The 26,416-nt window shown below is 38.7% G+C and carries 25 protein-coding genes; 1 reads left to right on the top strand and 24 read right to left on the bottom strand.

Annotation, left to right across the window (positions count from 1 at the left end; genetic code table 11):
* Position 1: 1 nt before the first annotated feature.
* The 20 genes from NHH15_RS11600 to NHH15_RS11505 form a co-directional block, all read right to left on the bottom strand.
* The gene (locus NHH15_RS11600; protein WP_262066839.1) at positions 2-1,369 is read right to left on the bottom strand and encodes a hypothetical protein; all 1,368 of its coding nucleotides are present in this window, start codon (positions 1,367-1,369) and stop codon (positions 2-4) included.
* Positions 1,370-1,475: 106 nt separating this feature from the next.
* On the bottom strand, positions 1,476-1,868 hold the full coding sequence (locus NHH15_RS11595) for an HI0074 family nucleotidyltransferase substrate-binding subunit (protein WP_262066838.1): 393 nt from the start codon (positions 1,866-1,868) through the stop codon (positions 1,476-1,478).
* Entirely contained in the window at positions 1,855-2,166 is a 312-nt protein-coding gene (locus tag NHH15_RS11590; RefSeq protein WP_262066837.1) for a nucleotidyltransferase family protein, read from the bottom strand. Before NHH15_RS11590 ends, NHH15_RS11595 begins: the two co-directional genes overlap by 14 nt.
* Before the next feature lie 87 nt (positions 2,167-2,253).
* Positions 2,254-2,955 carry an L-ribulose-5-phosphate 4-epimerase gene (locus NHH15_RS11585; RefSeq protein WP_262066836.1) on the bottom strand — a complete coding sequence of 234 codons (702 nt, stop codon included), beginning with the start codon at positions 2,953-2,955 and terminating at the stop codon, positions 2,254-2,256.
* Positions 2,949-3,815, bottom strand: coding sequence for an L-ribulose-5-phosphate 3-epimerase (locus tag NHH15_RS11580; protein ID WP_262066835.1), 867 nt, complete (start codon positions 3,813-3,815; stop codon positions 2,949-2,951). Before NHH15_RS11580 ends, NHH15_RS11585 begins: the two co-directional genes overlap by 7 nt.
* 1 nt (position 3,816) lies before the next feature.
* Positions 3,817-5,391 carry a response regulator transcription factor gene (locus NHH15_RS11575; protein ID WP_262066834.1) on the bottom strand — a complete coding sequence of 525 codons (1,575 nt, stop codon included), beginning with the start codon at positions 5,389-5,391 and terminating at the stop codon, positions 3,817-3,819.
* 58 nt (positions 5,392-5,449) lie between these two features.
* Positions 5,450-6,508, bottom strand: coding sequence for an alcohol dehydrogenase catalytic domain-containing protein (locus NHH15_RS11570; RefSeq protein ID WP_262066881.1), 1,059 nt, complete (start codon positions 6,506-6,508; stop codon positions 5,450-5,452).
* 39 nt (positions 6,509-6,547) lie between these two features.
* Entirely contained in the window at positions 6,548-8,038 is a 1,491-nt protein-coding gene (locus tag NHH15_RS11565) for an FGGY-family carbohydrate kinase (RefSeq protein ID WP_262066833.1), read from the bottom strand.
* Positions 8,038-9,174: an ABC transporter ATP-binding protein gene (locus tag NHH15_RS11560; protein WP_262066832.1), complete on the bottom strand. Its 1,137-nt coding sequence runs from the start codon at positions 9,172-9,174 to the stop codon at positions 8,038-8,040. The genes NHH15_RS11565 and NHH15_RS11560 overlap by 1 nt, the downstream gene beginning before the upstream one ends.
* Before the next feature lie 3 nt (positions 9,175-9,177).
* Positions 9,178-10,332 (bottom strand): ABC transporter ATP-binding protein, encoded by a 1,155-nt coding sequence (locus tag NHH15_RS11555; protein ID WP_262066831.1) that lies wholly within the window; start codon positions 10,330-10,332, stop codon positions 9,178-9,180.
* Positions 10,333-10,355: 23 nt separating this feature from the next.
* Positions 10,356-11,192, bottom strand: coding sequence for a carbohydrate ABC transporter permease (locus NHH15_RS11550; protein WP_262066830.1), 837 nt, complete (start codon positions 11,190-11,192; stop codon positions 10,356-10,358).
* A 13-nt stretch (positions 11,193-11,205) separates the two neighbouring features.
* A complete protein-coding gene (locus NHH15_RS11545; protein WP_262066829.1) occupies positions 11,206-12,135 on the bottom strand; it encodes a carbohydrate ABC transporter permease in 930 nt (309 codons plus the stop codon).
* Between the two features lie 84 nt (positions 12,136-12,219).
* Positions 12,220-13,647, bottom strand: a complete 1,428-nt coding sequence (locus NHH15_RS11540; protein ID WP_262066828.1) for an ABC transporter substrate-binding protein — start codon at positions 13,645-13,647, stop codon at positions 12,220-12,222.
* A gap of 251 nt (positions 13,648-13,898) precedes the next feature.
* Positions 13,899-15,623, bottom strand: coding sequence for a sensor histidine kinase (locus tag NHH15_RS11535; RefSeq protein WP_262066880.1), 1,725 nt, complete (start codon positions 15,621-15,623; stop codon positions 13,899-13,901).
* Positions 15,624-15,745: 122 nt separating this feature from the next.
* A complete protein-coding gene (locus tag NHH15_RS11530; protein WP_262066827.1) occupies positions 15,746-16,831 on the bottom strand; it encodes an alcohol dehydrogenase catalytic domain-containing protein in 1,086 nt (361 codons plus the stop codon).
* Positions 16,828-18,345, bottom strand: coding sequence for an arabinosylfuranosidase ArfA (gene arfA, locus NHH15_RS11525; protein ID WP_262066826.1), 1,518 nt, complete (start codon positions 18,343-18,345; stop codon positions 16,828-16,830). The genes NHH15_RS11530 and arfA overlap by 4 nt, the downstream gene beginning before the upstream one ends.
* 9 nt (positions 18,346-18,354) lie before the next feature.
* A complete protein-coding gene (locus tag NHH15_RS11520) occupies positions 18,355-18,984 on the bottom strand; it encodes a YesL family protein (RefSeq protein WP_262066825.1) in 630 nt (209 codons plus the stop codon).
* Positions 18,984-19,820, bottom strand: coding sequence for a carbohydrate ABC transporter permease (locus NHH15_RS11515; RefSeq protein ID WP_262066824.1), 837 nt, complete (start codon positions 19,818-19,820; stop codon positions 18,984-18,986). Before NHH15_RS11515 ends, NHH15_RS11520 begins: the two co-directional genes overlap by 1 nt.
* A gap of 3 nt (positions 19,821-19,823) precedes the next feature.
* On the bottom strand, positions 19,824-20,726 hold the full coding sequence (locus NHH15_RS11510) for a carbohydrate ABC transporter permease (protein ID WP_262066823.1): 903 nt from the start codon (positions 20,724-20,726) through the stop codon (positions 19,824-19,826).
* Positions 20,727-20,784: 58 nt separating this feature from the next.
* Positions 20,785-22,152, bottom strand: coding sequence for an ABC transporter substrate-binding protein (locus tag NHH15_RS11505; protein ID WP_262066822.1), 1,368 nt, complete (start codon positions 22,150-22,152; stop codon positions 20,785-20,787).
* Between the two features lie 320 nt (positions 22,153-22,472).
* On the opposite strand from NHH15_RS11505, the gene NHH15_RS11500 reads away from it, so the two are divergent.
* Positions 22,473-23,432 carry an ArsR/SmtB family transcription factor gene (locus tag NHH15_RS11500; RefSeq protein WP_262066821.1) on the top strand — a complete coding sequence of 320 codons (960 nt, stop codon included), beginning with the start codon at positions 22,473-22,475 and terminating at the stop codon, positions 23,430-23,432.
* A 358-nt stretch (positions 23,433-23,790) separates the two neighbouring features.
* On the opposite strand, the gene NHH15_RS11495 is transcribed toward NHH15_RS11500, so the two are convergent.
* The 4 genes from NHH15_RS11495 to NHH15_RS11480 form a co-directional block, all read right to left on the bottom strand.
* On the bottom strand, positions 23,791-24,477 hold the full coding sequence (locus tag NHH15_RS11495) for an aldo/keto reductase family protein (protein ID WP_262066820.1): 687 nt from the start codon (positions 24,475-24,477) through the stop codon (positions 23,791-23,793).
* 11 nt (positions 24,478-24,488) lie between these two features.
* The gene (locus tag NHH15_RS11490; RefSeq protein WP_262066819.1) at positions 24,489-24,767 is read right to left on the bottom strand and encodes a carboxymuconolactone decarboxylase family protein; all 279 of its coding nucleotides are present in this window, start codon (positions 24,765-24,767) and stop codon (positions 24,489-24,491) included.
* A gap of 147 nt (positions 24,768-24,914) precedes the next feature.
* Positions 24,915-25,757, bottom strand: a complete 843-nt coding sequence (locus NHH15_RS11485; RefSeq protein WP_262066818.1) for an aldo/keto reductase — start codon at positions 25,755-25,757, stop codon at positions 24,915-24,917.
* A gap of 15 nt (positions 25,758-25,772) precedes the next feature.
* The gene (locus NHH15_RS11480; protein ID WP_262066817.1) at positions 25,773-26,273 is read right to left on the bottom strand and encodes a flavodoxin; all 501 of its coding nucleotides are present in this window, start codon (positions 26,271-26,273) and stop codon (positions 25,773-25,775) included.
* Positions 26,274-26,416 lie beyond the last annotated feature (143 nt).

The raw sequence follows: 26,416 nt of genomic DNA, 5'->3' as shown, positions 1-26,416 counted from the left end.
TCTATCCCTCCAATACTTCAAATCCCATTACTTTTCCTACTTTTTTAATCATATCGATATAGTCACCAAATATCAAAACTTGATGATGTCCAAATCCCGCCAGATTATGCATATACGTTCTTACATCATCCATTTGAATGTAGTAATAAGGACTGCAATATACTTCGTCATACTCCGATCTTAATACTTCCCCTTTTTTAATACAGATGGTATCCCCTGCCGGATTGAATCTTCCCAAAGTTACATAGTCTTCATCATTTTCTGTAAAATCAACTTGAAGCTTTCCGCCAAAGCCTTGTCCAGTAAATGCCCACAATTTATATTGAAGCTTTTTGGTTCCAAATCCATTCATGCAAAGAGCTGGTACTGCATGATGAATACGTAACAATTCATCTGTTTCATGATTGGGATTTCCCATAAAGGCTGGACGATGTGCACCATACTGCATAATCATCATTGCCATCATGGCATTCAAATCTTCTTCACACCCACTTGGAATTCCTTCATCCTTCATAATGGAATGACATACACAGGGAGTGAACTTTCTATTCTGTGGAATCTCAGAGGTACACAGCTCATGGCATGCAGTAGAGAAAGCATTACACTGATAAACATCCATCATCTTTTTTGCAGCCAGGTAATATTTGATATCGTTGATAAACCACTCGGTGTTTACCTTTGTATCATTGGAACCATTAATCAACTGATCTGCAATTGGTTTTGCTTCTTCGTCTGTGATTTCATCCATGTATTTGAAGATGTCATGGAAAGGAAGTTTAATTACCTCGAATCCATATTTTTGACGTAGTACTTCCGGGTCTCTTATCAGACTTTGGATTCCAAATGTTGGCTGTCCGCCTGCTGTTAAAACTAACGCCCTTGTATTTGCCACTGCTTTTCGCACCCAGAGAATGTGTGCAATTTCATTTAAGTCCTGCATATCCATTGCAACATATGCTTCGACACCAATGTTACGGCAGTATGCAGCAAAGTCGATTCCTTCATTTCCATTTTGCATAATGACGATTGGTTTTTTGTACCGTTCCAGCTTTGGTATTCTCCAGTTCATGCATAGAAAGAAGTCTACCTTATCCATGTCCTCTTCAATTTGTGCAAACACATCTTCGCCCACTACAAATTTTTCATCATATCTTGCATCAATTGGATTAAGAAGTTCTACTTCATCGATTACACCTTTTAATATCTCCTTTGCCTCTGCAAATTTCTCATCTGCCTCTTTTGTTTCTGCTTCTACGGTCATGTTCTCTGCACGTCCTGCGCGACAAGGTCCTTCCCAGAAGTGGGAATGGGTCAGGCATCCTACAATTGGTCTTACAACAATTTTTTCGTCCATTGCTTTTTTCTTCATTTTATTCAACCTCCGCTATACTTTTCTATGAGGTGAATATACCACAATGAATCCAGACCTTACTTCCACTATCCTACGATATATTTCCACTTTTTTCAGATAAATATTATTCAACCCATTTTTGAGCCAGCTCTTCTTTTAACTCAATAAACATACTATAGTACACATCCTTTGTGGCTTTGATAATATCTTGTGCAATCAACTTATTATATGCATGAGAAACGTTGTTTCTAGACACTAACGCCGCCAACCACTTCTCTTGGTCTTTAATCATTCCAACGCTATACGCCAGCTTCAAAATTTGTCTAGGCGAGCCTGTCTGGCTCTCTTCAAAACCATTAAAAGACAATATCTCTTTCATTGCCTTCCATGACTGTTCAAAGCAAATTTCATATAAACCTACAAGCCCGGTTAAAACGACGGTGTTGTATGGTTCCTCATAATCGTATATATCTTTTAAATTGATTAAAGCCGAAATAAAGTTATCATATTTTTTCATAAATCATCTTCCCCTCTCTTTGAATTTCCTTCTCCAACTCCCTCTCTATACTTCCATCCAGTGATACAACATCAAACTCTAATAGCGTTGCTGTTTGCTCGTTAACCGCTAGCGTAAAACCTACAATATTGCCTCCTGAAACTGCCAGATCAATATCACTTGTTGGATAACAATCTCCTCTTGCCCTTGAGCCAAACAAAATCACTTTATGTAACGCAAATTGTTTTGCCAAATCAATTATCTCTTTCAATAGACGCTCCTCCAAGCTCACTTCGAAATCAGTTTCTTCTCTATTCATATTTCTCTATACTCTCCTTATTGCATTTTATATATCATAACACAAAAAGAGAAGCTTTCGCTTCTCTTTTGTTCCAGTATTGTGTAATCACTTACCGCCTTGGCCATAATAAGCATTCGCACCATGCTTTCTATAATAATGTTTGTCCAGTAAATATTGAGGTGCAGGCTGTATCCTTTGATTAATCATTTCGCTTCGGGCTGCCATCTTTGCCACCTCTTCCACAACAACTGCATTATGAACCGCTTCATGAGAAGATTTTCCCCAAGTAAAAACTCCATGATTTTTACACAAGACCGCCGGTACTGCTTCATAGTCCAATTCCTGTCTGTCAAAGCTATCTACAATCAGCTTCCCAGTATTCTTCTCATATCCTTCATCCACTTCTTCCTGTGTGAGATTTCGTACACAAGGGATGGAACCATAGATATAGTCTGCATGGGTTGTGCCATAACAAGGAATTTCCCTTCCGGCCTGAGCCCAACTTGTTGCCCATGGTGAATGGGTATGGACAATTCCATTAATCTGAGGTGATCGCCTATACAACTCTAGATGCGTTGCTGTGTCTGAAGATGGATTATATTCCCCTTCCACGTGATTGCCTTCCAAATCTAAAACAACCATATCCTCTGGTTTTAAATTATGGTACTCAATCCCACTGGGTTTTATCACTACCAAATTCTTTTCTCTGTCAATACCGCTAACGTTTCCCCATGTAAAAGTAATTAACTTATAGTCTGGCAAAAGCATATTTGCTTCATACACTTCTTTCTTTAGCTTTTCTAACATACTACTTCCTCATGTTCTCTTTGAATTCTATTTAAAATTTCCCGCATTTTGGTATTTGCCGCTTTCAAGTCATCTCTCCACTTATTATCTCCAATATACCAAAACTCTGTTACGTATCGCCGAACCCCTACGTCCCAGGCTGCACGTATTACTTTCTCAAAATCCACATGGCCTGTACCATATGGAACCTCCCGAAAAAGTCCCGGCATTGTTTCCTTTAGGTGAAGAGAGCTGATATGCCCCTTCCCAGATCGGATATCCTCTTCCTCGTCTCCTCCAAGAGCCACCGCTGCATTTTTTATATTTCCAGAATCCGGATATACACCTAAATATACCGATTCTATTTTCTTAACATAATACATCGCCTTCCATACTGTGTTCATAAAATTATTTTCCATTGTTTCCAATTCTATCAACACACCGTAGGAAGCCGCCATCATTACAACTTTTTCCAAATTTTTCCCAAACCTTCTTTGGGTTTCCGGTGTGGATTTGTCATAATATACATCATAGCCCGGTATCATAATTAATCGGATTCCAAGATCATCTGCCAGTTCAATTGATTTTTCAATAATCTCCATGCCCCGGCTGCACATATTCTCATCCTCATTTCCCAGAGAATATTTTGTCAGAGCACTTACACACATAGACCTTACATGTATGCCTGTCTCAAACATACTTTGCAGCATATTCAACCGTTCTTCTTTCGACATATAGATACGATTAATCTTTTCCTCCGTTTCGTCAATACTAATTTCCACATAGTCATATCCTGCCTCTTTTGCAGCCTCTAATTTTTCCTTCCAGGATAACTCCTTCGGCATTGCTTTCTCATAAAGACCTAACGAATATTCCTTCACTTTATTCTCCTTGATTACTGATATCTAGAAAGGCGTCTCTATATTCTTTGCACTGCATTCCTGTAATTTCTTTAAACATTTTGCTGAAATAATAAGGACTTCCAAATCCTACCTGCTCGGCCACTTCATAAATCCTATAATTCGTCGTTTGTAAAAGTTTTTTTCCTTTCTCTATACGTATCTGATTTAAATAAGTCACCAGATTTTGCCCGGTTTCCTGTTTAAAGAGCATAGACAGATAGTTCTTACTTATCCCTACATAATCAGCCATATCCTCCAACGTGATATTATCCTTATAATTTTTTTCAATATATAAAATCGTCTTTTGAACGCTGGCATTGTACCCAGGTCTGGATTTGTTCTTTGCATCTACTATATTCGTATAAATAGCAACGATATAGTCCAAAACCTCTCTTGCTGAATCTAAACAATACCAATTGTCATAATCCAGCTTTTTCAGTGCCGTAGCCATATCTTCATCTTTCAATTGCTTGATATAGCTTTTTGCAATTGATAAAAAGTCAATAAACACATGGCGCATTTGAAAGTAGGCTCTTGCCTGAATCAACTCCTGGACCACTGCTTCAACGTATTCTTTCATGCCTGCAGTATCATTATTTGCCATATATTCTGAGATTTTGGCTATACTCACACTGTAGCTGATATCGGTAGACATTTCGCTATCCATCGACGAATTATATATTTCAAAATTCTTTTCTCCAAAAAAGCATAACTGTCTGGAGGTTTCTGCCTGTTTAAATAATTCCGGTAGTGTATCTGCTTTTCCAGTCAGACTAATTCCACCTTTTAATGCTACATCAAAATAGTGCTTTATCTTTCTTTTAATAAACTCGCCTTTTTCTTTGCAATAGTTTTCAATATCTTGTTGTCGTTCAACCGGGTATACAACCATAACATAGAAGTTTTTTTGAATCGTTGTTTCAAAAATTGCCGAATCAACAAATGCGTCTTCAATAAGAGAAATGAGCATGTTCTGCAGCATATCCTTACTCTTGTCATTCAAAAAACTTTCATTGCAGTACATTTTCATCGTAATATACCGGGCTTCTTTAAAAACCCCTTCTTTCGGAGCCTTGAGCTCTTCTAATCTGTAATTACCATTTCCATGAATTTTCGAAAAAATATCTTTAAGATATTCTTTCTTTTTCTGCTCAGACTGATCTGGTCTTACACCTTTTACTTCTCTTTCTGTTAAAACGGACTCCAGAGTTTTGAGTAATATTTCCCCATTAATTTCTGACTTTAGCATATACTGAGATACACCCATCTTCATTGCATCTTTTGCATACTTAAAGTCACCATAATTACTTAGAATAATGAAGGATACCTCTTGATTGGTTTCACGGACTTTTTTCATAAACTCTAATCCGTCCATAACAGGCATTTTGATATCCACAAGCACGATATCCGGATTTAACCGATGAACCATTTCCATGGCCTCTTTTCCATTGGATGCCTCTCCAACAACTTCATATCCATTTGCTTCCCAGTCAATTGTCGTCTTAAGACCTAACCGAACTAAGAATTCATCATCCACTATTAATATGCGGTACATTACTACATCCTCCACAGCTTTTCACGTTCATTTATCTGTGCTAATTGTATCATACACACTATTCAAACACTAGCGCCACCTTAAAATCTCCATTCTTACCAGTGGCATATTCAAAAGCTTTTTCCCACTCTTCAATTGTAAACTTACTGGATATTACTCCATCGGTTTTTAGATTTCCCTTTTGAATGTTTTCAATTACAAAAGGATATGCATAGGGACTCAGATGTGCTCCTAAAATGTCTAATTCCTTTCGATCTCCAATAATGGACCAGTCTACACTGGTAGGTGCGCTAAACACACTGAACTCAACAAATCTGCCCAGCTTTCTTATCATTCCAAGCCCTTGTACCACACTGGAGGGATGTCCCGTGGCTTCAATGTAGACATCACAGCCATAACCTTCTGTTAAATCTTCAATCTCTTTTACCACATCAACTTCACCTGGATTGAATACCATGTCTGCACCAAACTCTTTGGCTTTTTTCAATCTTTCTTCTACCATATCCAAAACAATTAACAGCTTCGGATTTTTCATTCTTGCATAGGTAACCATTCCTAAGCCCAAGGTTCCAGCTCCCGATATTACCACTACATCTTCATTGGTAATACTGCCTCGATCCACCGCATGTTTTGAGCATCCATAAGGTTCAATAAGTAAGGCGTCATCAATACTCATTTCCTCTGGAACCCTACTGATTACTGCTGTCTTAGGGAATCGTACATATTCTGCCATTCCACCGTTATTTTCCTTTTGAAACCCAAAAATATTATGGGGCTGGCACATCCAATAGTGACCATCCTTACAAAAACGACACTCTCCGCATGGAACAATCTGATCAGCAATAATGCGATCTCCCAGCTCATAGCCCTTTACATTTTCTCCCATTTCTACAATTCTTCCAAAAAACTCATGTCCTGGAATAAAGGGGGGTTTTACCCATGATGGCTGTACCTCATCTCCCCAGAACATTGCCGCACCATGACTGCATTTTAAATCTCCAGCACATATTCCACATGCCTCTGTTTTAATAATGATATCGTCTGGTCCACATTCTGGTGTGGGGTACTCCATTTCAAGTACGTATTTGTCTTTATCGTATGCCACTAATGCTTTCATTGTTTTTGCTTTCAAAAATAATACCACCTTTCCCTTTTATTACACAGTAAATTCACTCCACACGGTGTCCAAGGCCCCGCTTACCTTCTTGTACTTTTCATATTTTTTTTGGTATATTTTTACATTCTCCGGATTTGGCATTATCCTTTGAGAAATGTGTACCATCTTTTGTGCTGCCTCTTCATAATTTTCATAAACCTCTGCTGCTACCGATGCCGCCATTCCACACCCCAAGGCTCCCAGTTCTTTCACATTAACTGTTTCAATTGGCATGTTTAAGATATCTGCAAACATCTGAACCCAGACTTTCGAGTTCACTACTCCTCCTGCCATTCGTATACATTCCGGCTTATCTCTTGCCGATAAGAGACGATCAATATGTGTTTTATGAGAATATGCAACGCCCTCATAAATTGCTCTTACAATATGTCTTCTTTTGTGGAACAAAGTCATTCCTACAAAGCTTCCTTTCCCTAAGGGATGTGCATTTGATGCATAGAGAAAAGGAAGGAAATAAATATCTGTTTCCTCTGGTTTTGTCTCGGATACCCACTGATTAATTTGATCATAAGTCGTATCCTCGTCTAAAAATTCCTTGATAAACCACTCCAGGTTTCCCGCACTGGTTGCGCTGCACTCCTCCACAAGATAATATCCCGGTATTGCATATAATGAATTCATCGCAATACTTCCATCCATAACGGGTGCTTTCGCAATATACTCATTGATGCTCCAGGTTCCTGCTATTGTGCACATTTCCCGTGGAGTTGTTACACTAAGTGCAATTGCAGATGCATCAATATCAAACATTCCACCTGCAACGGGAGTTCCCTTTAATAAACCTGTGTTTATTGCTGCTTCTTCTGTAATGCTTCCACATTTTTCATAAGAATATTTGATTGGAGCAAGTTTTTCATATACCTCATCAATTCCATATTTTTTAAGAAGCTCCTTATCAAACCGTGCATTTTTTACATCCATCAAACCAGATCCCGAAATATCTGTAGCCTCGCAATAAGCTTCTCCAGTCAGTCGAAACCGAATGTAATCTTTGACAGAAAAAACCCATTTGATATTATCGTAAACTTCTCGTTCATTATCTTTTAGCCAAGCTAACAGTGAAACTTGCTGGCAGGCCATTAAGTCTTGACAAATCTGTGGATGTATTTCTTCATACGTTCCATCTTCTTTCCATTTCTTCGGGTATTCCCAGGCTCTTCCATCGGTTGATACAATACCCATTCTTGCAGGTGCGTCCTCTTTTCCCCAAGCATATAATCCCTTTCCATGTCCGCAAACTGCAATTCCGATTACATCTTTTGCCTCAATTATCCTGCTGTCAATTATTTCTTTTACACATGCACAGTTGCACTGCCAGAGATACTCCATATCCCGTTCGGTATATCCGGATTTTGGAGTAAGAATGGGGGTCTGTCTCGATGCAACCATTATCTCTTTGCCACTTAAATCAAAGAGTGCAGCTTTTATAATTGTTCCACCATTATCCAATCCAATTACATACTTATCCATTATTGCTCTCCTCTTGGGCGTATGCGTTCACCTGTCTCCGGGTCAAACAAATGGGTTCTCTCTTCTTGGAAAATCAATTGAACCTCTTCTCCCGGTGTATAATATACGTCTTCTGCCGTTGTCATACTAAGAAGCATATCTCCAACCCGGACAGATATTCTTCTCTCATCACCGAGATTTTCAAATATGGCAATTGGAACGGGAGTAGAGTTTACCGGCGTCTTTGCAATAATTACATCTACAGGTCTTACTCCTAATGTAATCTTCATTCCGTCCCTTACCACTTCCGTGTATCTTTTGGGAACCTCCACCTTTAGTTCACTATTTTCAAATGTAAACATAAACCCTTTATCGCTTTTCACAATGGTTGATTTCATAAGATTCATAGGCGGCTCTCCTATAAATCCAGCCACAAATTCATTTTCCGGATTATCGTAAACCTCCAACGGTGTTCCAATTTGCTGAACCTCTCCATCTTTCATAATTATAATTCTATCTGCCAAGGACATCGCTTCCATTTGATCATGGGTAACAATAATCGTCGTACACTTAATTTCATGATGCATTCGTTTGATTTCCTGTCTTAGCTGCTGGCGCATCTTTCCATCCAAGTGGCTCAGAGGCTCATCAAGCAATAAAAGACCCGGTCTTCTAACAATTGCTCTGGCTATATTCACACGCTGCTTTTGTCCCCCCGATAACCCTGTCGGTTTTTCATTTAGCAAATCATCAATTTTCATTAAAGGTGCAACGTAATCAATTGCCTGCTTAATTTCTTCCTCTGATTTATTTTTTGCCCGCATATTAAAAGCCAGGTTTTCATACACACTCAATGGTGGATACAGAGCATAATCTTCAAAGGCAAGGCCGATGTTTCGATCTTTTGGAAGCAGATCATTAATTAAAACATCTCCAATATACATCTCTCCGTTGGTAATGCTTTCTAAACCTGCAACCATTCGAAGGGTTGTAGATTTTCCACACCCTGAAGGACCTAGTATTCCGATAAACTCGCCATCCTCACAGGTATAGCTTACGTCCTTTACCGCAAAATCCAATACTTTTTTCTTTTCAAATATATTTTTTTTCTGATGTTCATATCGTTTAAAAACATTCTTTAGGACTAATTGTGCCATCCTCTATTGCACCCCCTTTCCTTGCTTTTTGAAACTATCAATATTGTGTCTGGTAATAAACTCTTCTGTATTTCCATCAAAAATCAATGCTTTTTTTAGATTTAACTTTATGTACACATCCTGATCCATATCAGCAACAGTATCATTGGGACAGGTTATTGCAATTTTCTTATCTGCAACCATAATTGTCATAATTACCTTATTTCCAATTGGCTCATTCGCATAAACACTGCCCTTAATCCATTCATCTCCTAAATCTTCAAAAGCAAACTGTATATCATTTCCTCTAATTCCAATATGAATATTATCTGCTCCGTGCTGTGCCAGTACATTCCGTACATCTGCTTCTAATTCTAAAGCTTTATCACTTCCAACAATACTTAAGCTCATCTCTCCGGTTCTGCTGCATACACATTTCTTCCCTTCTAACAGATTGATCTCCGGTTCTCCAAACAAACAGGCCACGAACTCGTTACAAGGGGTGTAATACATTTCCTGGGCTGTTCCTATTTGTACAATTTCCCCGTGATTTAACACTGCAATTCGATCCGCAAGAGACATAGCTTCCATATAATCATGGGTAACGTATATGGTTGTAGAATTAATAGAGGTCTGCATCTCTTTTAACTCGCCTCTCATGAAATGTCTTAATTTTGCATCCAGATGCGCTAATGGTTCATCCATTAAAAATACATTTGGTTCCCGCACTAAGCATCTCCCCAGAGCAACACGTTGTCTTTGTCCGTTGGACAATTGACTGGGACGACGATCTAATAAATGATTGATTTTCATCATTTCCGTAACTTTATTCACGGCTTTTTTTATGTATTCCTCATCCTTCTTATACAATTTGCTTCTCATTGGTGAAGCAATATTGTCATAGACCGAAAGATTGGGGTAAAGAGCATAGTTTTCAAATACCATGGAAACATTTCGATCCTTTGATTCCACATGATTTACAATCTTACCATCAATTCGAACCAGACCTTCCTCTGGGAATTCTGCCCCGGCAATTGTCTTTAGCAGTGTGGTTTTCCCAGCTCCTGCCGGTCCAAATAAAACAAAAAATTCATTGTCTTCTACCTTTAAATTTATATTATTAAGTGCGCTGATTTTCCCGAACCTTTTCGTGATTCCTTCCAGCTCTATTTGTGCCATTTTATTTCCTCCTGTCTGGGACATTATCCTTTTACTGCACCAAAGCTCAACCCTCTAACTAAATGCTTCTGAATAAATAGTGCTACAATTACTTCCGGTAATACTGCGATTGTTGATGCTACCGCGACTTGTCCGTAATGAACAGTGTCTGATGCAATGTATCTTAGTGCCGTAATTGTTATTGTCTGAATCTTAAAACCACTTAAGATAAGCGGAAATGTAAAGCTGTTCCATGCAAAAATAAATGCTAATAATGCAGATGCAACCAGTCCTGGCTTAATCAATGGTACTAAAGTTTTCAAGAAGATTTCATACCAGGCATAACCATCTAACTGGGCTGCTTGTTCTACTTCTACACTAATGTCTTCGAAATAACCTCTTACCACCCAAATCAGTAAAGGCATTGTAATAAGCTGATACACCCAAATCAATCCAAAATAAGTGTCATATAAATGTATCTTCTGAAAGATTAAGAAGATCGGAAGAATAACCATAATTTCCGGTGCGAATTTAAAGGATAAAATCTGAAAAGCCACATCTTCTTTTTTCTTAAAGTTATATCTTGCCAGAGCATAAGCACAAGGAACTCCTGCCAGCACCGTAATAATAACGGCACCACCTGCCACTATAAGGTTTTGAAAAAACGCTTTAAAATAGTCGGTTCCCACTAATACTGCTTTGAAGTTTTCTAACGTTGGCGTAAATCTAAAAACGGTATTGTACATCTGTGCATCTGACTTAAAGGCACAAATCACCATCCATATAAGAGGAAATAATGCAAACATGGCAAATAAGGTCAACCCCAGATTTCTACCGATTGCTTCCAGTATATTTCCTATACTTACTTTTCTCTTTTCCATTTTCTCTCCTCCATCATCTGCCTGCTGCCTGATTTGCTAAAAATCTTTGCCGTTTAACCAGGAACTTTGCCGTTTTGTTAATAATGAACCAGAGCACCAATAAGTAAGGCAGAGCACCTGCAAGCTTCTGGTATGTAAATCCATTGATATACCCTGACAGTGATATATTCATCAAGGTATCTCCAGGACCACCTTTTGATAAGGCATATATGATTCCAAATTCCTGTAACGAAGCCATAAGCCTGAACAGTAATGCAATATACATAAATGGCTTCAGCATAGGAAATGTTAGGGTTTTGAATGTAAACCATCCGCCCGCACCGTCAACTGCTGCCGCCTCGAACGGTGATTTCGGAAGAGATTGTATTCCCGCTAATACTAAAAGAATTACGAAAGACGTGTTTACCCACGCGTCAATAAGTATTGCCGTAAACATTGCCGTACTGTGAGATGCTGCCCATGGGAAGTTATAGACCCCAAAGATATTCAAGACTTTCTCCAATACTCCAACTGTATTCGAAGTCATCAGCTGCCAAATCAGCACTGCAATTGCTGGTGCCACCATCAGTGGAAAAGTAAAAAGCACTTTTAAAATACGACTATACCTTGTATCCTTTCTTAATAATAGTGCGACTCCTGTACCAAGGAGCATCTCTACACCTGTTGCCAGGATTCCATACTTTAACGTCACCCATACTGCATGGTAGAACTCTTTGCTTTTGAACATGTTAATCCAGTTCTTCAATCCCACAAAACCCCATTTAGGAAGTCTGAAAGAATAGTTAGTAAAGGATAGAAAAATTGCTGTGACAAAGGGAATTAATATCCCAATCAATATGATTAGTCCCGGTGCAATAATATAATATGGGCGTCTTCGAATATGAGCCGGAATTTTATTATAATTCACTTCTCCGGATACTTTCTTTTCACTTTTTACGAACATGTGTTACCTCCAATTCGTCCTGCTTTTTTAATCGAGCCGCATCTTGTTCGGATGCGGCTCGCCTTTGTAAACACTTTAATTTATTTAATACTGGGATAAATCAATATCTTCTACAGCTTTATCCATTTTTGTTTTTAGCTGATTAAGGCCTTCTTCCGCAGAGCTGTATTTGCCTGCGACAATGTCTTGAAGTGTAGCTGCCCATTCAGTTGTTGTCTCAAAAAAGTATGGCTGAGGAGTAAACAGTATCGTTGTGTTTTCAATTGTTGCCTCATACGCCTCTATATAACCGGGCTGACTTTCCATCATTTTCTTAAATTCATCTGATTCCCATACAGAGGTACGGGCTGGATCCAGACTATTTCCCTCTATTGTTGCGTATTGTGCGAATTCCTTGCTTGTAAAATACATGATATAATACCAAGCCGCACCTTTATTTTGAGAAGCAGAATTCATCGCAATTGACCATGTCCAATAATTTGAAATCTGTGGATCACCTTCTTTTGCAACCGGCAATGGTGCATACGCAATATTTCCAGCTTCTTCCGATGCGCCATCCCAATTCTGATGAACCGGATTATTATCCGCATCTAATACAATCGCAGCATTTCCTGTTCCTAAATCCACACCACAATCGTACCATGTATATTTTGACCACGAAGAGCTTCCACCTCGTTTAATCATATCTACATAGAACTCCGTCATTTCAATTGCTTCTTTTGAATTTACTTCAGATACCAATTTATCATCCTTTACTTCAAAATCTTTTCCGCCAAATGCAGAAAACATACTCATATATGCTGGATGTATCGTTCCCCAGTCTCTTGCGCCTCGGACTGCAACAGCATAGGAGTTTTCTCCATTCCATTTTTGAAGAGCATCACAGACTGTGAGAAGTTCATCATAGGTTTTTGGAACCTCGAGACCATTATCCTCTAATGCTTTCTTGTTATAAGCCATTGTATAAACTTCAAACGCCAGGGGAAGGCCTAATTGCTGTCCACTACCTACTGCTTCTCCCGGAACTCCACTCCATTTAAGAGCATCTACTGCACTTGCCACAAAGTCATCTGCATCGTAATCTTCTGAAACCATTGAAGCGTTTTCCAAATACGGAGTAAGATCTTCTACATATCCAGATGCTGAATAATCCCATAATTGATAAGCTCCTGACATAAATAAATCTGGACTTCCTGAACCACTGGCCAAAGAGGTTGACACCTTATCAAAATAACTGCTTTCCGGCGTAATTGAATACTCTACCTGTATACCTGTCAACTCTTCAAATTCTTCTAGTTTATTTACCATAGCCTCTGAAGCAGTATGTTGTACCATTTGAATTTCAATCGTCGTCCCTTCGTATGCCCGCCAATCAAACTCGCCGCTTTTTTCTGCCGCTCCTCCTTCGGAGCTTCCACTCTCTGACTTTGGTCCACATCCTACTAATAGTCCAAGGCTCATAACTGTTACTAATGAAAGTGAAATCAATTTCTTAACAATATTATTTTTCATTTAACCCTTTCCTCCTATTTACTTTAGCGCTGTTCAATGCATTGAATGTAAGTTTATTATATAAACACTTCCTCATTATCAAAATAGATAATTCATCAAAAATTAGAAAAATTCTACAGTAATATATTTTCAAAATGGTGTTTTGAAAATATATTACGATTTTCGTAAAATAATTCAACAAATTAATACGGCTATATCTAAGATGCAAAATAAAACACCTCAGATATAGCCGTATTTAACAAACAGATAGACTATGATTTTTTAATTGGCAAAATGACCTCTGCAATTGTTGCCACGTTTGGCCGGCTATCAAATATCAAGTTGGCCTCCTCACCAAAATATAATTGGATTCTCTCCTTTATATTTGTTACTCCTATTTTGCTGAATCTTGTGGTCTTTTTGATACCTTGATTTAATTCATCTGTACTGGTCTTATCCATACCAACTCCATTATCGATGACTTTAATATGCAGCATTCCATCCAAAATCAATGCTGCAATATGTATTCTATAATTGCCACGCTCTTCATTAAATCCATGTATAATCGAATTCTCTACCAGTGGCTGCAGAATAAATCTAAGAACCTTACAGTCCTCCGCTTCTGCGTCAATCATCGTTGTGAATTCAAAGGTATCTGCATAACGATATTTTTGTATAGTGATATAGTTTTTAACACTCTCAACTTCGTTTTTAAGGGTGGTCTCTCCTTCTACCTTTCCCAAATTATATTGGAGCAAATTAATAAGTGCCGTGCTCATTTCTGCTATATTATCAGTTCCCTGCATAACCGCCAACCATTTTATTGAATCTAAAGTATTGTATAAAAAATGGGGATTAATCTGAGCCTGTAATATCTGATATTCCATCTCGGCCTTTCTTTTTTGATCTCTTCTTTCCTGATCAAACAAGTCATTAATTTTTGTTATCATACTATTAAACACATCACCTAATCTCCCAAATTCATCATGTCGCTTAAAAGATACGTGAGCACTAAAATCACCTGTTACCACCTGACCACAAACTCTCATTAACTCCTTGATTGGTTTCGTAATCGTTCGCGTCAGCCATAGCGTATAAATCAAAGAAATAACAGCCATTGCAACAATAATTATTTTTATACTACTTAACATTTGGCGAAATGATTCCGTTGCCGCATCTCTTTGTACAAAGCGAACCAGCATCCAGTCGGATAAGTCTATGCTTTGAGATACAATGATTACATCTTTATTAAAGAGCTCCCCTTCAATCTCTCCACTTTTATCAATGACCTGGGGGAAAGTCTCTAAAACCACCTTGTAATCAGTTGATAGAGGATATTGAAACAAAACATCTCCTGTACTATTTACAATCACAGCCTTATCTTTCAATCTTATCGATGATGAGGTAAATAATTTATGTAAGCTTTCATAAGAAACATCCATCACAACGATTCCGTATATTTCTTTTGTTTCACTATTGAAAATAGGCCGTATATAAGAGGTACTGCTTAAATATTCATCTCCTTGTGTCGTATGAAACTTTGTCCATATCGCCCTTCGGTTATCATTCATTTCATACTGTTCCAAAAAACCTTGGTAAAATCTGTAATTTGTCTTTTCTTCCGTGGAAATCATAAATCCATTTTTCCCCAAAATAGTAACTTGATTTATATTTTCATTTACACTGGCAATCGCATTTATATCCACCTGTATTGTGTCTTTGTCTTCCGTCTCCGCTTCGCTTTTAACCGCCTGCCGCACAATCTCACTGCTTACCAAGGAGTAAGAATATCCGTCAATAACATCTGTCAAAACATTGAACTGTTCAATGGTACTATTGGTCGTTTCAATATGATAGTCGATTTCCATCTCTTTAAGCTTTTCACCGTATATACTGGTGGTTACGTAGATAAATATTCCCAATATAAAAGAGAATAAGATAAATACTCCCACAAATATGCGTATTGATATAGACCCTTTTAACATTCCTTTATTCATTCTTTTCACTCATCTCTCCATTTAATTTGACTAGATGTTAACACAATATGCCCTTTAGGACAATAGCGCAAAAAAAGTCAGAAGGACTATAAGAGTCACTTCCAACTTTTTCTTTACTCATATTAAAAAACTAAGGCCACTTTAAAATCCCCATATTTACCACTGGCGTATTCAAAGGCTTTTTCCCATTCTTCAATAGCAAACTTTCTTGAAACAACACCATCGGTCTTTAGGTTTCCATTTTCCATATTTTCAATTACAAACGGATATGCATAAGGACTTAGATGAGAACCTAAAATATCCAATTCCTTTCGATCTCCAATTATGGACCAGTCCACTGTAGTTGGTTCCCCAAACACACTAAACTCTACAAATCTCCCCAGTTTTCTAACCATGCTAAGTCCTTGGACAACACTGGAAGGGTGACCCGTCGCTTCTATATATACGTCACACCCATAACCATCTGTTAAGTCCTGGATTTCTTTGACCACATCGACGGTACCTGGGTTAAACACAAGATCTGCACCAAATTCCTTTGCTTTATTCAATCTTGCTTCAACCATATCAAGAACGATTAATCGTCGAGGATTTTTCATTCTTGCATAGGTAACCATTCCCAAACCTAAGGTTCCTGCCCCCGATATTACAACTACATCTTCATTCGTAATATTTCCTCGATCCACAGCATGCTTAGAGCAACCGTAAGGTTCAATCAGAAGTGCCTTCTCGATACTCATTTCCTCTGGAACCCTACTGATTACAGCAGTTTTGGGAAACTTAACATACTCAGCCATTCCTCCATTATTTTCCTTCTGAAATCCAAAAATATTGTGAGGCTGGCACATCCAATAATGACCATCCTTACAGAAACGACACTCTCCACAAGGAACAATTTGATCCGCAATAATACGTTCTCCCAATTCATATCCCTTTACATTCTCTCCCATTTCTACAATTTTTCCAAAGAATTCATGTCCTGGGATAACTGGAGGCTTTACCCATGCTGGCTGTATGTCATCCCCCCAATACATCGCTGCTCCATGGCTGCACTTTAAATCACTTGCACAAACACCACATGCTTCTGTTTTTATAATAATATCATCCGATCCACACTCCGGTGTAGGATAAGCAGTCTCAAAAACATATTTTTCCTTATTGTATGCCACCAACGCCTTCATTGTTTCTGGTTTTGTTCCTCTTGTACTCATAGCTTCACCATTCGAATGACATTCCATGTTGCTTTATTTAGAACACTCGTCATATATCCTTTATCTATTTTCGATCTTTCTACCGTTTTCGGACTTACCACTTGCTCTCCTGCAGAATTATATGCTTTAAAATCACTATTTTCCAGCACAATATGCTCAGCCAATTTATATCCCTCTAATCCTCTGATATCTGTAGTAAGCTCAATATCATCTTCTAGGTTTCGATTAACTGCAAAGATTGTCACCTCTCCCTTTTCTTCATTTAGAACTGTTATACTCTCTATATCACTTATATTCTCATGTTGAAGAGTATCGTGAACTGGCGTATTGATTATTGGCATCAAAACAGTTCCTCGCCCATACTTAGATGCATGAAGAAATGGATAGTATATTGTTTGCTTCCATGCTGCCCCACCGTTTTGGTCTGTCATAATTGGTGCAATAACATTAACCAATTGGGCTAAACATCCAATTTTAACTCGATCTGCATTTTTCATAAACACAATAAGCATAAGACCTACAAGTAATGCATCTTCAAAATTATAGATATCCTCTAAAATTGGAGGTGCAATTTGCCATGGATGATTTTGTACTGTATCAAACTCCACACTGCGGGAATGATACCAAACATTCCATTCATCAAAACTTAAATTGATTTTCTTTTTGCTTCTCTTCTTCGCTTTAATATAATCGCAAGTTGCAATAACTGATTTGATAAAATCTTCCATATCATCAGATTTTGCCAAAAAGTCTGCCGTGTCATTTGCTTCATTTCCATAGTATTGATGTAAAGACAAGTAATCAATATGTTCATATGCATAATCCAAGGTTGTTGCTTCCCACTGAGGAAATGTGGGCATTTCCCGATTCGAACTGCCGCAAGCCACTAACTCAATGGAGGGATCAATTAACTTCATCGCTTTACCTGTTTCTTCTGCAATCCTGCCATACTCATCCATAGTTTTGTGTCCAAGCTGCCAATCTCCATCCATTTCATTTCCCAGACACCACACCTTCACCTTATGTGGCTCTTTGTAACCATGGGCAATGCGCATATTACTATATTTCGTACCACCTTCATAATTACAGTACTCTAAAAGATTACATGCTTCTTCAATCCCTTTCGTTCCTAAATTAACAGCCATCATCATTTCCGAGTTCACCTTATTGGTCCACTTAGAAAATTCATTAAGCCCTACTTCGTTTGTCTCCATGCTACGCCAAGCCAGCTCCAATCTTTTTGGTCGCTTGTCCACTGGACCTACACTATCCTGCCAATCAAAATTAGAGACAAAGTTTCCACCTGGATAACGTATAATTGGCACATCCAATTCCTTAACTAATTCGATTACATCCTTTCGAAAACCATCCTCGTCCGATAATGGATTCCCTGGTTGATATAATCCGTCATATACTGCTCTTCCAAGATGTTCAATAAATGAACCGTAAATTCTTTTATCTATTTCTGCAACCGTAAATTCCTTATCAATCACCATTTTTGCTTTCTTCTGCATAGCTTCCTCCTAGTTTCTTTCCACTTTCGGAAAATATTTTTTAAATATAGGCAGCAATATACTGCATTCTCCATAGGCAATAATTCCTGCCAAAAATAGCATTACCACTCCGTATCCCCTTATAAACGCAGACACCGATATAAACAGCAATAAATAGGGAATGCTATGAATTAAAATTACTACGATAGTTTTTGGCAAATGTCTTACACTGATTAAAAGTGCATTTTTTAACATTGTCATCGTACCATTTGAAAATGTTGCTAATAATGGGAAAACGTATACGCCCGTCATCATACAAATTATTCCCAGCACTAAAATAATCATTACAAAGATCGTCGCCAACTGTCTGGAAAAGCCCGGGGCAATCAAAAAATCGACAATTAACACTCCTGATACTACTGCTACAAACAACCATATGACGGTTCCCTGCTTAAAGTTCTCGCGAAATGCTCTTTTATAATCCACAAGAACTTCATAGCGTTCACCTTTTACCATTCTAAATACCACTGTGTAAAGAGCCGTGTTAGCCGCTCCAATGGTTATCAACGGAATGCATGTAACCACATAAACAATATTCAAAATGAAAATATCACACAACCAGCTAAGTTTACTTCCTAAATTTTCTTTTATTATTTCCATTATCCCTTTACTCCTCCTGCTGTCATGCCTTCAATAAAGTATGATTGGAAACAGATAAACAGAATAAGAATCGGTACAATTGCAAAGCAAGATCCTGCAATCAAAATATCATAATTATTACCATATGGTGACAGGAGACTTTGCAAACCAACAGGCAAAGTAATCTTCTCTTGAGAACGAATCACTATCATTGGCCACAAAAAATTATTCCAGCTTTGCATTCCCTGATAGATACCCATTGCCGCAAATGATGGCTTCATTAGCGGAACCATTATTCGTGCAAATATTCCATATTCCGAGCAACCATCTACACGAGCCGCGTCCAAAAAGTCTCTTGGTATCCCCGATAAATACTGACGAAAGAAAAAAATCAACATCGGTATAACGAGATAGGGCAACATAATTCCCCACATATTATCCATGATTCCCAGCTTTATAATCAGCTGGTACAAAGGTAAAATAATCACTTCCGTAGGAATCATCATAACAATTAAGACACCTGCAAAAATCAGATTCTTAAATTTGAAATCATACATAGCGAAGCCGTATCCCACAAATGCACTTAATAACAATGCCAAAAAAACTTGTACAACAGTAATAACTAAACTATTCTTATACCAGATAAAGTAATTATTCTGTCCGCTAAAGAGTAGACGATACGTATCAATATTGGCATTTGCAAAATCAATATTAAAGTTTAACCCATAGCGAATCAGTTCTGCTCCTGGTCTAAAAGATGAAACAAACAGTAATAGCAACGGCAGCAATGTAATCAAAGCCAATACACTAAAGAATATCACCAAGAGAATAGTTTGCGTATTTTTTTTCTTCTTCATTTTCTATTCTCCTTTCTTAAAGGTTCCATTAAGAGCCAGTTGAATCACATTTAGCAATAGAACAATAATCAAAAGTACTACTCCTATAGCACTACCGATTCCTATATTATTTTGCTGCAATCCTACTCGATAAAGATATCCTACAATAGTAGTCCCCACATTATTTGGCGAGTTATTGCCATTAAAAATCAGATAGGATTCCGTAAACATTGCAAGTCCACCAAAAATCGAAATCGTAAGAACATAAATTGTTGTGGGCTTAAGTAAGGGCAATGTAATGTAACGGAACTGTTGAAATCGTCCTGCACCATCTATGTCTGCCGATTCATATAAGTCCTTTGGAATCTGCTGCAGTCCTGATAGATAATACATCATATTCACTCCGGTCCACCGCCATATACACAGTGCAAAGAGTACAATCCATACGGTAAATGGACGTCTTAACCAAACCAAAGGATCATGACCAAACAGTCCCAATATCTGATTCATAAAAGAACCTGATACCTCTCCGAACATTAAGCGAAATACAATACCCGCTACAACCACAGAAGTCAATGCCGGGATAAACATTACAGAACGATAGAATCCCTTTCCTTTCATATGACGACTATTAAGCATAGTGGCTAAAATCATAGGTATTGGAATCATAATGGCACAAGTAACAACCATATAAAACATGCTATTTTTAAGTGCTTTAATGAAAACCGGATTCGTTAATGTTTTATAATTTTTTAGTCCTATAAAAACCGTTTCTCCTCCACTAACCTTGCAAAAACTCATATAAATGGTACTAATCACAGGATATGCAAAAAAGATTAAGAAGGTTAGGACAAAGGGTAAAACAAAAACATAGGGTGCTACTTTTTGAGAATATAAAAATCGACTGAATACACCTTTCTTCTTCATGTTTTTCTCCATTCTTTTTGAAAAGGAGACGCATTATTTTATCCGCCTCCTTAATGACCTATTCTTCGTAAATAATTGTTGATTGTTCCGTTTCTAATAACTCTTTTGCATCTTGATCCGTCGCATTTTCGAAGGCATTCGTATATGTTGTTGATACTAAAACGCTATATGTCGCTGAGTAAGCTCCAGAAATATTTGGTGCTGTTAAATCCGTACCATTCTTTTTCAAGATATCAAATGGATTGGTTGTAAAATATTTCAAATATTTATTATCTGGATTTTCTGTAATCGCAGGATCATCCCAAAGAGAGGTACGAATAGGGTCAAATCCTAACACTTCCCATTCATAAGTACAACCTTCTTCAGATAATTTACAAAAGGCTAAGAATTCCTTCGCCAAGTCCTCTTGCTCTGTGAACTTAAGAACTGATGTCCCCGTTCCTCCTTGAAGCACTTCTCTTGTATCTCCCTCATTCCAAACCGGAATTTCATAAATCCCTATTTTACCTTCTAAATCACCACAATAGTCCGTAAAACGCCCCATGTACCACAATGGCATTGAAATCGACGCTACTCCTCCATCATTAAGATGTCCATACCATTCCTCTGCATGGAAGAATCCGCCTGGTGCGATTTCACAAATTCCTTCATCAATCATCATCCGTATATAATCAATAACCTCTGCATGATCATCATTAGCTATGTTTGGTTGTCCATCATCTGTTACATATTGGGTTTTCTTTTCCAGCATCATTAACTGGGGCAAAAACAAGTCTGTAGACTCTACAGCACACATTGGTTTTCCTGTTTTTTCTTTGACAACTTTTCCCGCTTCAACATAATCATCCCAAGTTACTATCGATGCAGGATCGACTCCTGCTTCATTCATAATGTCCATATTGTAGTAGGTAACGGATGCACCCAGATGGAAATCTGCTCCATACCAGTTTCCCTCATTGTCTCCATACATCTCAACACGAGACATAACAACTTCATCTTCATAAGGCTCGACTACATCATTAATTGGCAGTAGATAGTTATCCTTCATAAAGGATCCATAATAACCCACTTCAATATCTGCAATATCCGGAGTTCCTTCACCTGCCTGGCAAGCAACCAGCAGCTTTTGATGCAGCGAATGAGATTCTCCTGTAGTTACTGTTATATTAATGGGCTTATCTGGATTTTTTTCATTCCATACATCAGCCATTTCAGTATAAAATCCAACATGTAATTCCTGGAAAGTCCACAAAGATAAATCTGTGCCACCATCTACATGATTGTTTTTCCCTTGAGTCATGCCAGCCTCAGTTCCACTGCTGCTCTCTCCTTCACTACTAGTATCCGCACTTTTTTTGCTACACGCACTCATAAGCGACATTGTCATTACTAAACAAAGTAAAACACTGAGAATTCGTTTTTTCATTTTTCTTTCCTCCGTCAAGTCTTCTTAGCTTCCTCCGAGAAAATCCTGCAGTATTTTCTCAGATTTCCAATACATGTATTAACAAAATGTAAACATCTTTTCTTTTTATATATTTACATTTAGGTTAATTTAATTATAGTGTCCATTGTATCTTACGTCAATTAATATAATTATCAAGTGAAATTTTTGTATAATATTCACATTTTTATTCCTTGTTTTTTATAAATAACTCTGATATGATTAATGCAAACATTAATTCTACCCACTTTTGAGCATTCTGTTTTATGAATAAAATATTAACTTTAAAAAAGGAGATAATTATGGATATTTGGGTTTCAGAGGAAAATTTGCCATTTTTCGAAGCACTAGCAAGCTCTGTTCGCATCAGAATCATCGAACGCTTAGCCGAAGGGGAGGCTAACATAAAGGAACTCGCTACACACATTGGTATATCAAGCGCTATGATGAGTAGCCATATAGCAAAATTAGAGCAAGCAGGCTTCATTATCACCACGCGTTCTAAACAGCACGGAAAGGTCTGTGTCTTAGTCAGTACATGGTACAATTTGCGCATGCCTACCCACGCCTACCACCACATTCAACATTATGATATCTCACTAGGTGTTGGACAGTTTGTTAAAGCTGATGTAACCCCCACTTGCGGACTAGCCACACCTGATAACATTATCGGTGGCTATGACAGCGCCGTTTATTTTCACGACCCCAAAAGATTCGAGGCTCAGCTAGTTTGGTTCACAGATGGTTATGTGGAATACGAAATTCCTAATTACATCCCGCCAAATTGTAAAGCTCTTGCTCTTGAAATCTCTGCCGAAATGTGCTCAGAATATCCCGACATCAGGAACAACTGGCAATCCGAAATCAATATTTACCTAAACGGCAAGCTTATCTGTCCTTGGATTTCACCTGGTGATTTTGGCGACCGCCCTGGAAAATACACACCAAGCTGGTGGCTCTCAGCACAATACGGCGTGTTAAAATGTTATGAGATTAACCAAGAAGGCGTGTTTCTAAACAAGGAAAGAAAAAGCAAAGATACCATCGAGAATTTCGATTTAGACAGGGATCACTGGACCTTACGCTTTGAAGTCTCAAAAGAGCATATGCGCCCCGGAGGTCTCACCATATTCGGCGAATCTTTTGGCGACTATCCTCAAAGCATCCAGGTAAAGGTTGACTATGAGAAACCTAATATAAGCAAGTCAACCCGTAGCAACAAAGTTCTTATCGATTCGCCTCAAAAATATTCCGAAAAATAGTAGCGCCTTTCGGCACTTCACCTCTCCCTGCCCCTCAATCTTTGAGGGAAAGGGTTTTCTTTTGCTTCAATTTATCTCATAATAGTCATATGAATATATTGCAGCGTATTTTCAATGACTATTTTGAAATCATAAATACTCTATGTATCCTCGTCCGGTTGAACTAGAAAATATCGAGAATACATTTTAGAGCATTCAACTAAAATGGCTTTTAAGCTTATTTGCCTGCCCGCTATTGCTGGCTTTTTTAGTCAATTCCGCCATTTGGCGGAATTTCTTATTATAAAATAAACGGTAGTCCTCTCAATTTTAAATCAAGAAAACTACCGCTTTGGTTATTTAAATCAGAACGCTAACATTACTTACCACTAAAAACAGGAAATGCACTATACTCTCCATAATCCCTAATAGAATTCATTTCCTTAAGCTGATCCATATCAGCTTCAGAAATCTCAGTGTCGACCCGCGCATTGCTCTGCATGTGTTCAGGGTTTGCCGTTTTAGGCAACGGCAGTGTACCAATCTGCAGCGCATAGCGGATACATAACTGCGGAACCGTCATGCCATACTTGGCGGCCATGGCTGTCACCTTGGAATTTTTGAGCATCTCCCCATGTGCAATCGGTGAATATGCCTCAACAAGAATATTTTTGCTGTGACAATATTCAATCAGTTTCGTCGGTGTATTCCCGATATGCACCAGCAGCTGGTTCACCATGGGTGCTACTGTACAGGAATGCAGGATATTTTTAATATCTTGTTCAGTAAAGTTGGAAACGCCAATCGCCCGGAGTTTTCCCGCCTTATAAGCATCCTCCAAAGCTCTCCATGCTTCCCTGTTTCCCTCTGCATAGTCACCACCCCGGAAGTCATCCCATGGCTGCGGACTGTGAATGAGCATCAGGTCAATCGTTTCAAGCCCCAGCTTCTTTAGAGAACCATCAATGGCAGTGACTGCATCGCCATCTTCAATAAACCATGTTCCCAGTCCAAGTTTCGGTATCTTTACGCTATTGGAAAGCGTATACGTTTCGTTTAAAATCATACTTTCTCTCCTTATCCCAATTTTCTATATTCCTCATCCGATACCGGTTCACACCATTCATTCCGGGTATCATCCCCCGGAATCTCAACGGCAATATGGCTGAACCAGGAATCGGCTTTTGCCCCATGCCAGTGCTTCACTCCGGCAGGGATCGTGATTAAGCTGCGGTCACGGAGAGGAAGTTCCTTTTCCCTCGCCCAGACTTCACCAAACAGCACATCATCATTCAGCTGTGCAAACTTAGGAGCAAACGCACCAAGAGCCTCTCTTCCTGCTGTTACTTTTTCCATTATTTACCCTCCCTCTGTTTCACTTTATAACGTAGCCTACCGAAGCACATTGCTTTCCCATCCCAGCTTTCCGGAAGGGTCTACCGAAACATAGTGCATCACTGCATCCGCAACTGCTACAAATTCCCCGTCCGGTATCGGCTCCTCCTAATCCAAAATAGACATAAACCATTCCACCGTTTGCGGATCCTGATGGGAGAAGAATAGGCTTTCCCCAGTATCAAGTGCCTCAATCCGGCTCATATCTTCCTCCGAGAGAACGAAATCAAATACATCGAAATTTTCCATCATCCGCTCTTTATGAGTCGATTTTGGTATCACCACAATTCCCTGTTGAATCAGAAAGCGCAGAGCTACCTGCGCTACTGTCTTTCCATATCTGGCACCCACTTCTGCCAATACTGGATTCTGAAAGAAATCATTCTTTCCCTCTGCGAAGGGTCCCCATGACATCATTCTGGCATCATGTTTTTTTATCACTTCATGTGCTGTTTTCTGCTGCTGGAATACATGCCCTTCCACCTGATTTACTGCCGGTTTAATTCCCGCAAAATGAGATAGGTCAATAAACCGATCCGGATAGAAATTGCTGACGCCGATAGCTTTTACTTTACCAGCTTTATAAGCCTCCTCCATTGCACGGTAAGTCCCGTAATAATCATTAAAAGGCTGGTGAATCAGCAGCAGATCAATATACTCCGATTGAAGTTTTTGCAAGGATTCCTCAATTGATTCTTTCGCTTTTTCATAACCGGCATTGCTAATCCAGACCTTAGTAGTGATGAACAGTTCTGACCGGGAAATCCCACATTTTGTTATAGCTCTTCCTACGCCCTCTTCGTTCCCATATGCCTGTGCCGTATCGATAGAACGATATCCGATGCTGATTGCATCCAGTACACATCTTTCACATTCTTCAGGAGTCACCTGGTATACACCGTAACCCAGTACGGGCATCTTAACGCCGTTATTTAATGTTATATAATCCATAAAAATCTCCTTTCTCTAAATCCATTGTTTTATAGCTGCTCTTGAATCCTTGACCCTGCCGCCCTGAATTGCCAGTCCCTTGTCTATTCGGGCACCGGCGCAGAGCCTCTTGATGTCTGTCTGGCTGCTGCCCATGCCACTGCCTTCATGGGTGCAGAAGGGCTTGATTATTTTGCCAGAGAAGTCGAACTTTTCTAAGAAGGTAAAAACCGCCATCGGCATAGTTCCCCAATAATTCGGGTAACCAAGGTAAATAACATCATATGGTGACAGACTCTTAGGATAACCTTTCAATTCCGGACGGGCATCCCTTTTCTGGTCAGCCTGAGCCTGGGCAATACATTCATTGTAGTCCTTTGAATATGCCTGTAATGGCTCGATCTTAAACATTTCTGCCCCAGTCAGCTCCTGGATGATACCGGCAGCCACCTCGGTGTTACCGATGTCCAGTGTTTTTATCATGCCATTTACATAATTTTCATCCCGACGTGAAAAAAATACAATTAATTCTGCCATCTAAAAACCTCCATTTCTTTTTTTTATACTCTTATTTTAACGTAGATTCCCTGTCAATAACTTATGAAAATGTCACTTTTTGAGAGCGACATTAACTTGAGAAAATGTCACTTCTTAATTAACTACTTGAATTTTAATTATTA

It is taken from the genome of Aequitasia blattaphilus (assembly GCF_024721305.1).
Lineage (GTDB): Bacteria > Bacillota > Clostridia > Lachnospirales > Lachnospiraceae > Aequitasia > Aequitasia blattaphila.
This window is presented reverse-complemented; position numbering and strand designations above follow the sequence as displayed.

What these genes read in the sequence shown, in the direction of transcription:
- NHH15_RS11560 (WP_262066832.1), bottom strand. Translation starts at nt 9,174, where the DNA reads ATGGCACAATTAGTCCTAAAGAATGTTTTTAAACGATATGAACATCAG.
- NHH15_RS11545 (WP_262066829.1), bottom strand. Translation starts at nt 12,135, where the DNA reads ATGTTCGTAAAAAGTGAAAAGAAAGTATCCGGAGAAGTGAATTATAAT.
- NHH15_RS11565 (WP_262066833.1), bottom strand. Translation starts at nt 8,038, where the DNA reads ATGGATAAGTATGTAATTGGATTGGATAATGGTGGAACAATTATAAAA.
- NHH15_RS11540 (WP_262066828.1), bottom strand. Translation starts at nt 13,647, where the DNA reads ATGAAAAATAATATTGTTAAGAAATTGATTTCACTTTCATTAGTAACA.
- NHH15_RS11575 (WP_262066834.1), bottom strand. Translation starts at nt 5,391, where the DNA reads ATGTACCGCATATTAATAGTGGATGATGAATTCTTAGTTCGGTTAGGT.
- NHH15_RS11590 (WP_262066837.1), bottom strand. Translation starts at nt 2,166, where the DNA reads ATGAATAGAGAAGAAACTGATTTCGAAGTGAGCTTGGAGGAGCGTCTA.
- NHH15_RS11510 (WP_262066823.1), bottom strand. Translation starts at nt 20,726, where the DNA reads ATGAAGAAGAAAGGTGTATTCAGTCGATTTTTATATTCTCAAAAAGTA.
- NHH15_RS11570 (WP_262066881.1), bottom strand. Translation starts at nt 6,508, where the DNA reads ATGAAAGCATTAGTGGCATACGATAAAGACAAATACGTACTTGAAATG.
- NHH15_RS11515 (WP_262066824.1), bottom strand. Translation starts at nt 19,820, where the DNA reads ATGAAGAAGAAAAAAAATACGCAAACTATTCTCTTGGTGATATTCTTT.
- NHH15_RS11505 (WP_262066822.1), bottom strand. Translation starts at nt 22,152, where the DNA reads ATGAAAAAACGAATTCTCAGTGTTTTACTTTGTTTAGTAATGACAATG.
- NHH15_RS11600 (WP_262066839.1), bottom strand. Translation starts at nt 1,369, where the DNA reads ATGAAGAAAAAAGCAATGGACGAAAAAATTGTTGTAAGACCAATTGTA.
- arfA (WP_262066826.1), bottom strand. Translation starts at nt 18,345, where the DNA reads ATGCAGAAGAAAGCAAAAATGGTGATTGATAAGGAATTTACGGTTGCA.
- NHH15_RS11500 (WP_262066821.1), top strand. Translation starts at nt 22,473, where the DNA reads ATGGATATTTGGGTTTCAGAGGAAAATTTGCCATTTTTCGAAGCACTA.
- NHH15_RS11585 (WP_262066836.1), bottom strand. Translation starts at nt 2,955, where the DNA reads ATGTTAGAAAAGCTAAAGAAAGAAGTGTATGAAGCAAATATGCTTTTG.
- NHH15_RS11535 (WP_262066880.1), bottom strand. Translation starts at nt 15,623, where the DNA reads ATGAATAAAGGAATGTTAAAAGGGTCTATATCAATACGCATATTTGTG.
- NHH15_RS11595 (WP_262066838.1), bottom strand. Translation starts at nt 1,868, where the DNA reads ATGAAAAAATATGATAACTTTATTTCGGCTTTAATCAATTTAAAAGAT.
- NHH15_RS11490 (WP_262066819.1), bottom strand. Translation starts at nt 24,767, where the DNA reads ATGGAAAAAGTAACAGCAGGAAGAGAGGCTCTTGGTGCGTTTGCTCCT.
- NHH15_RS11480 (WP_262066817.1), bottom strand. Translation starts at nt 26,273, where the DNA reads ATGGCAGAATTAATTGTATTTTTTTCACGTCGGGATGAAAATTATGTA.
- NHH15_RS11485 (WP_262066818.1), bottom strand. Translation starts at nt 25,757, where the DNA reads ATGGATTATATAACATTAAATAACGGCGTTAAGATGCCCGTACTGGGT.
- NHH15_RS11550 (WP_262066830.1), bottom strand. Translation starts at nt 11,192, where the DNA reads ATGGAAAAGAGAAAAGTAAGTATAGGAAATATACTGGAAGCAATCGGT.
- NHH15_RS11495 (WP_262066820.1), bottom strand. Translation starts at nt 24,477, where the DNA reads ATGATTTTAAACGAAACGTATACGCTTTCCAATAGCGTAAAGATACCG.
- NHH15_RS11555 (WP_262066831.1), bottom strand. Translation starts at nt 10,332, where the DNA reads ATGGCACAAATAGAGCTGGAAGGAATCACGAAAAGGTTCGGGAAAATC.
- NHH15_RS11530 (WP_262066827.1), bottom strand. Translation starts at nt 16,831, where the DNA reads ATGAGTACAAGAGGAACAAAACCAGAAACAATGAAGGCGTTGGTGGCA.
- NHH15_RS11520 (WP_262066825.1), bottom strand. Translation starts at nt 18,984, where the DNA reads ATGGAAATAATAAAAGAAAATTTAGGAAGTAAACTTAGCTGGTTGTGT.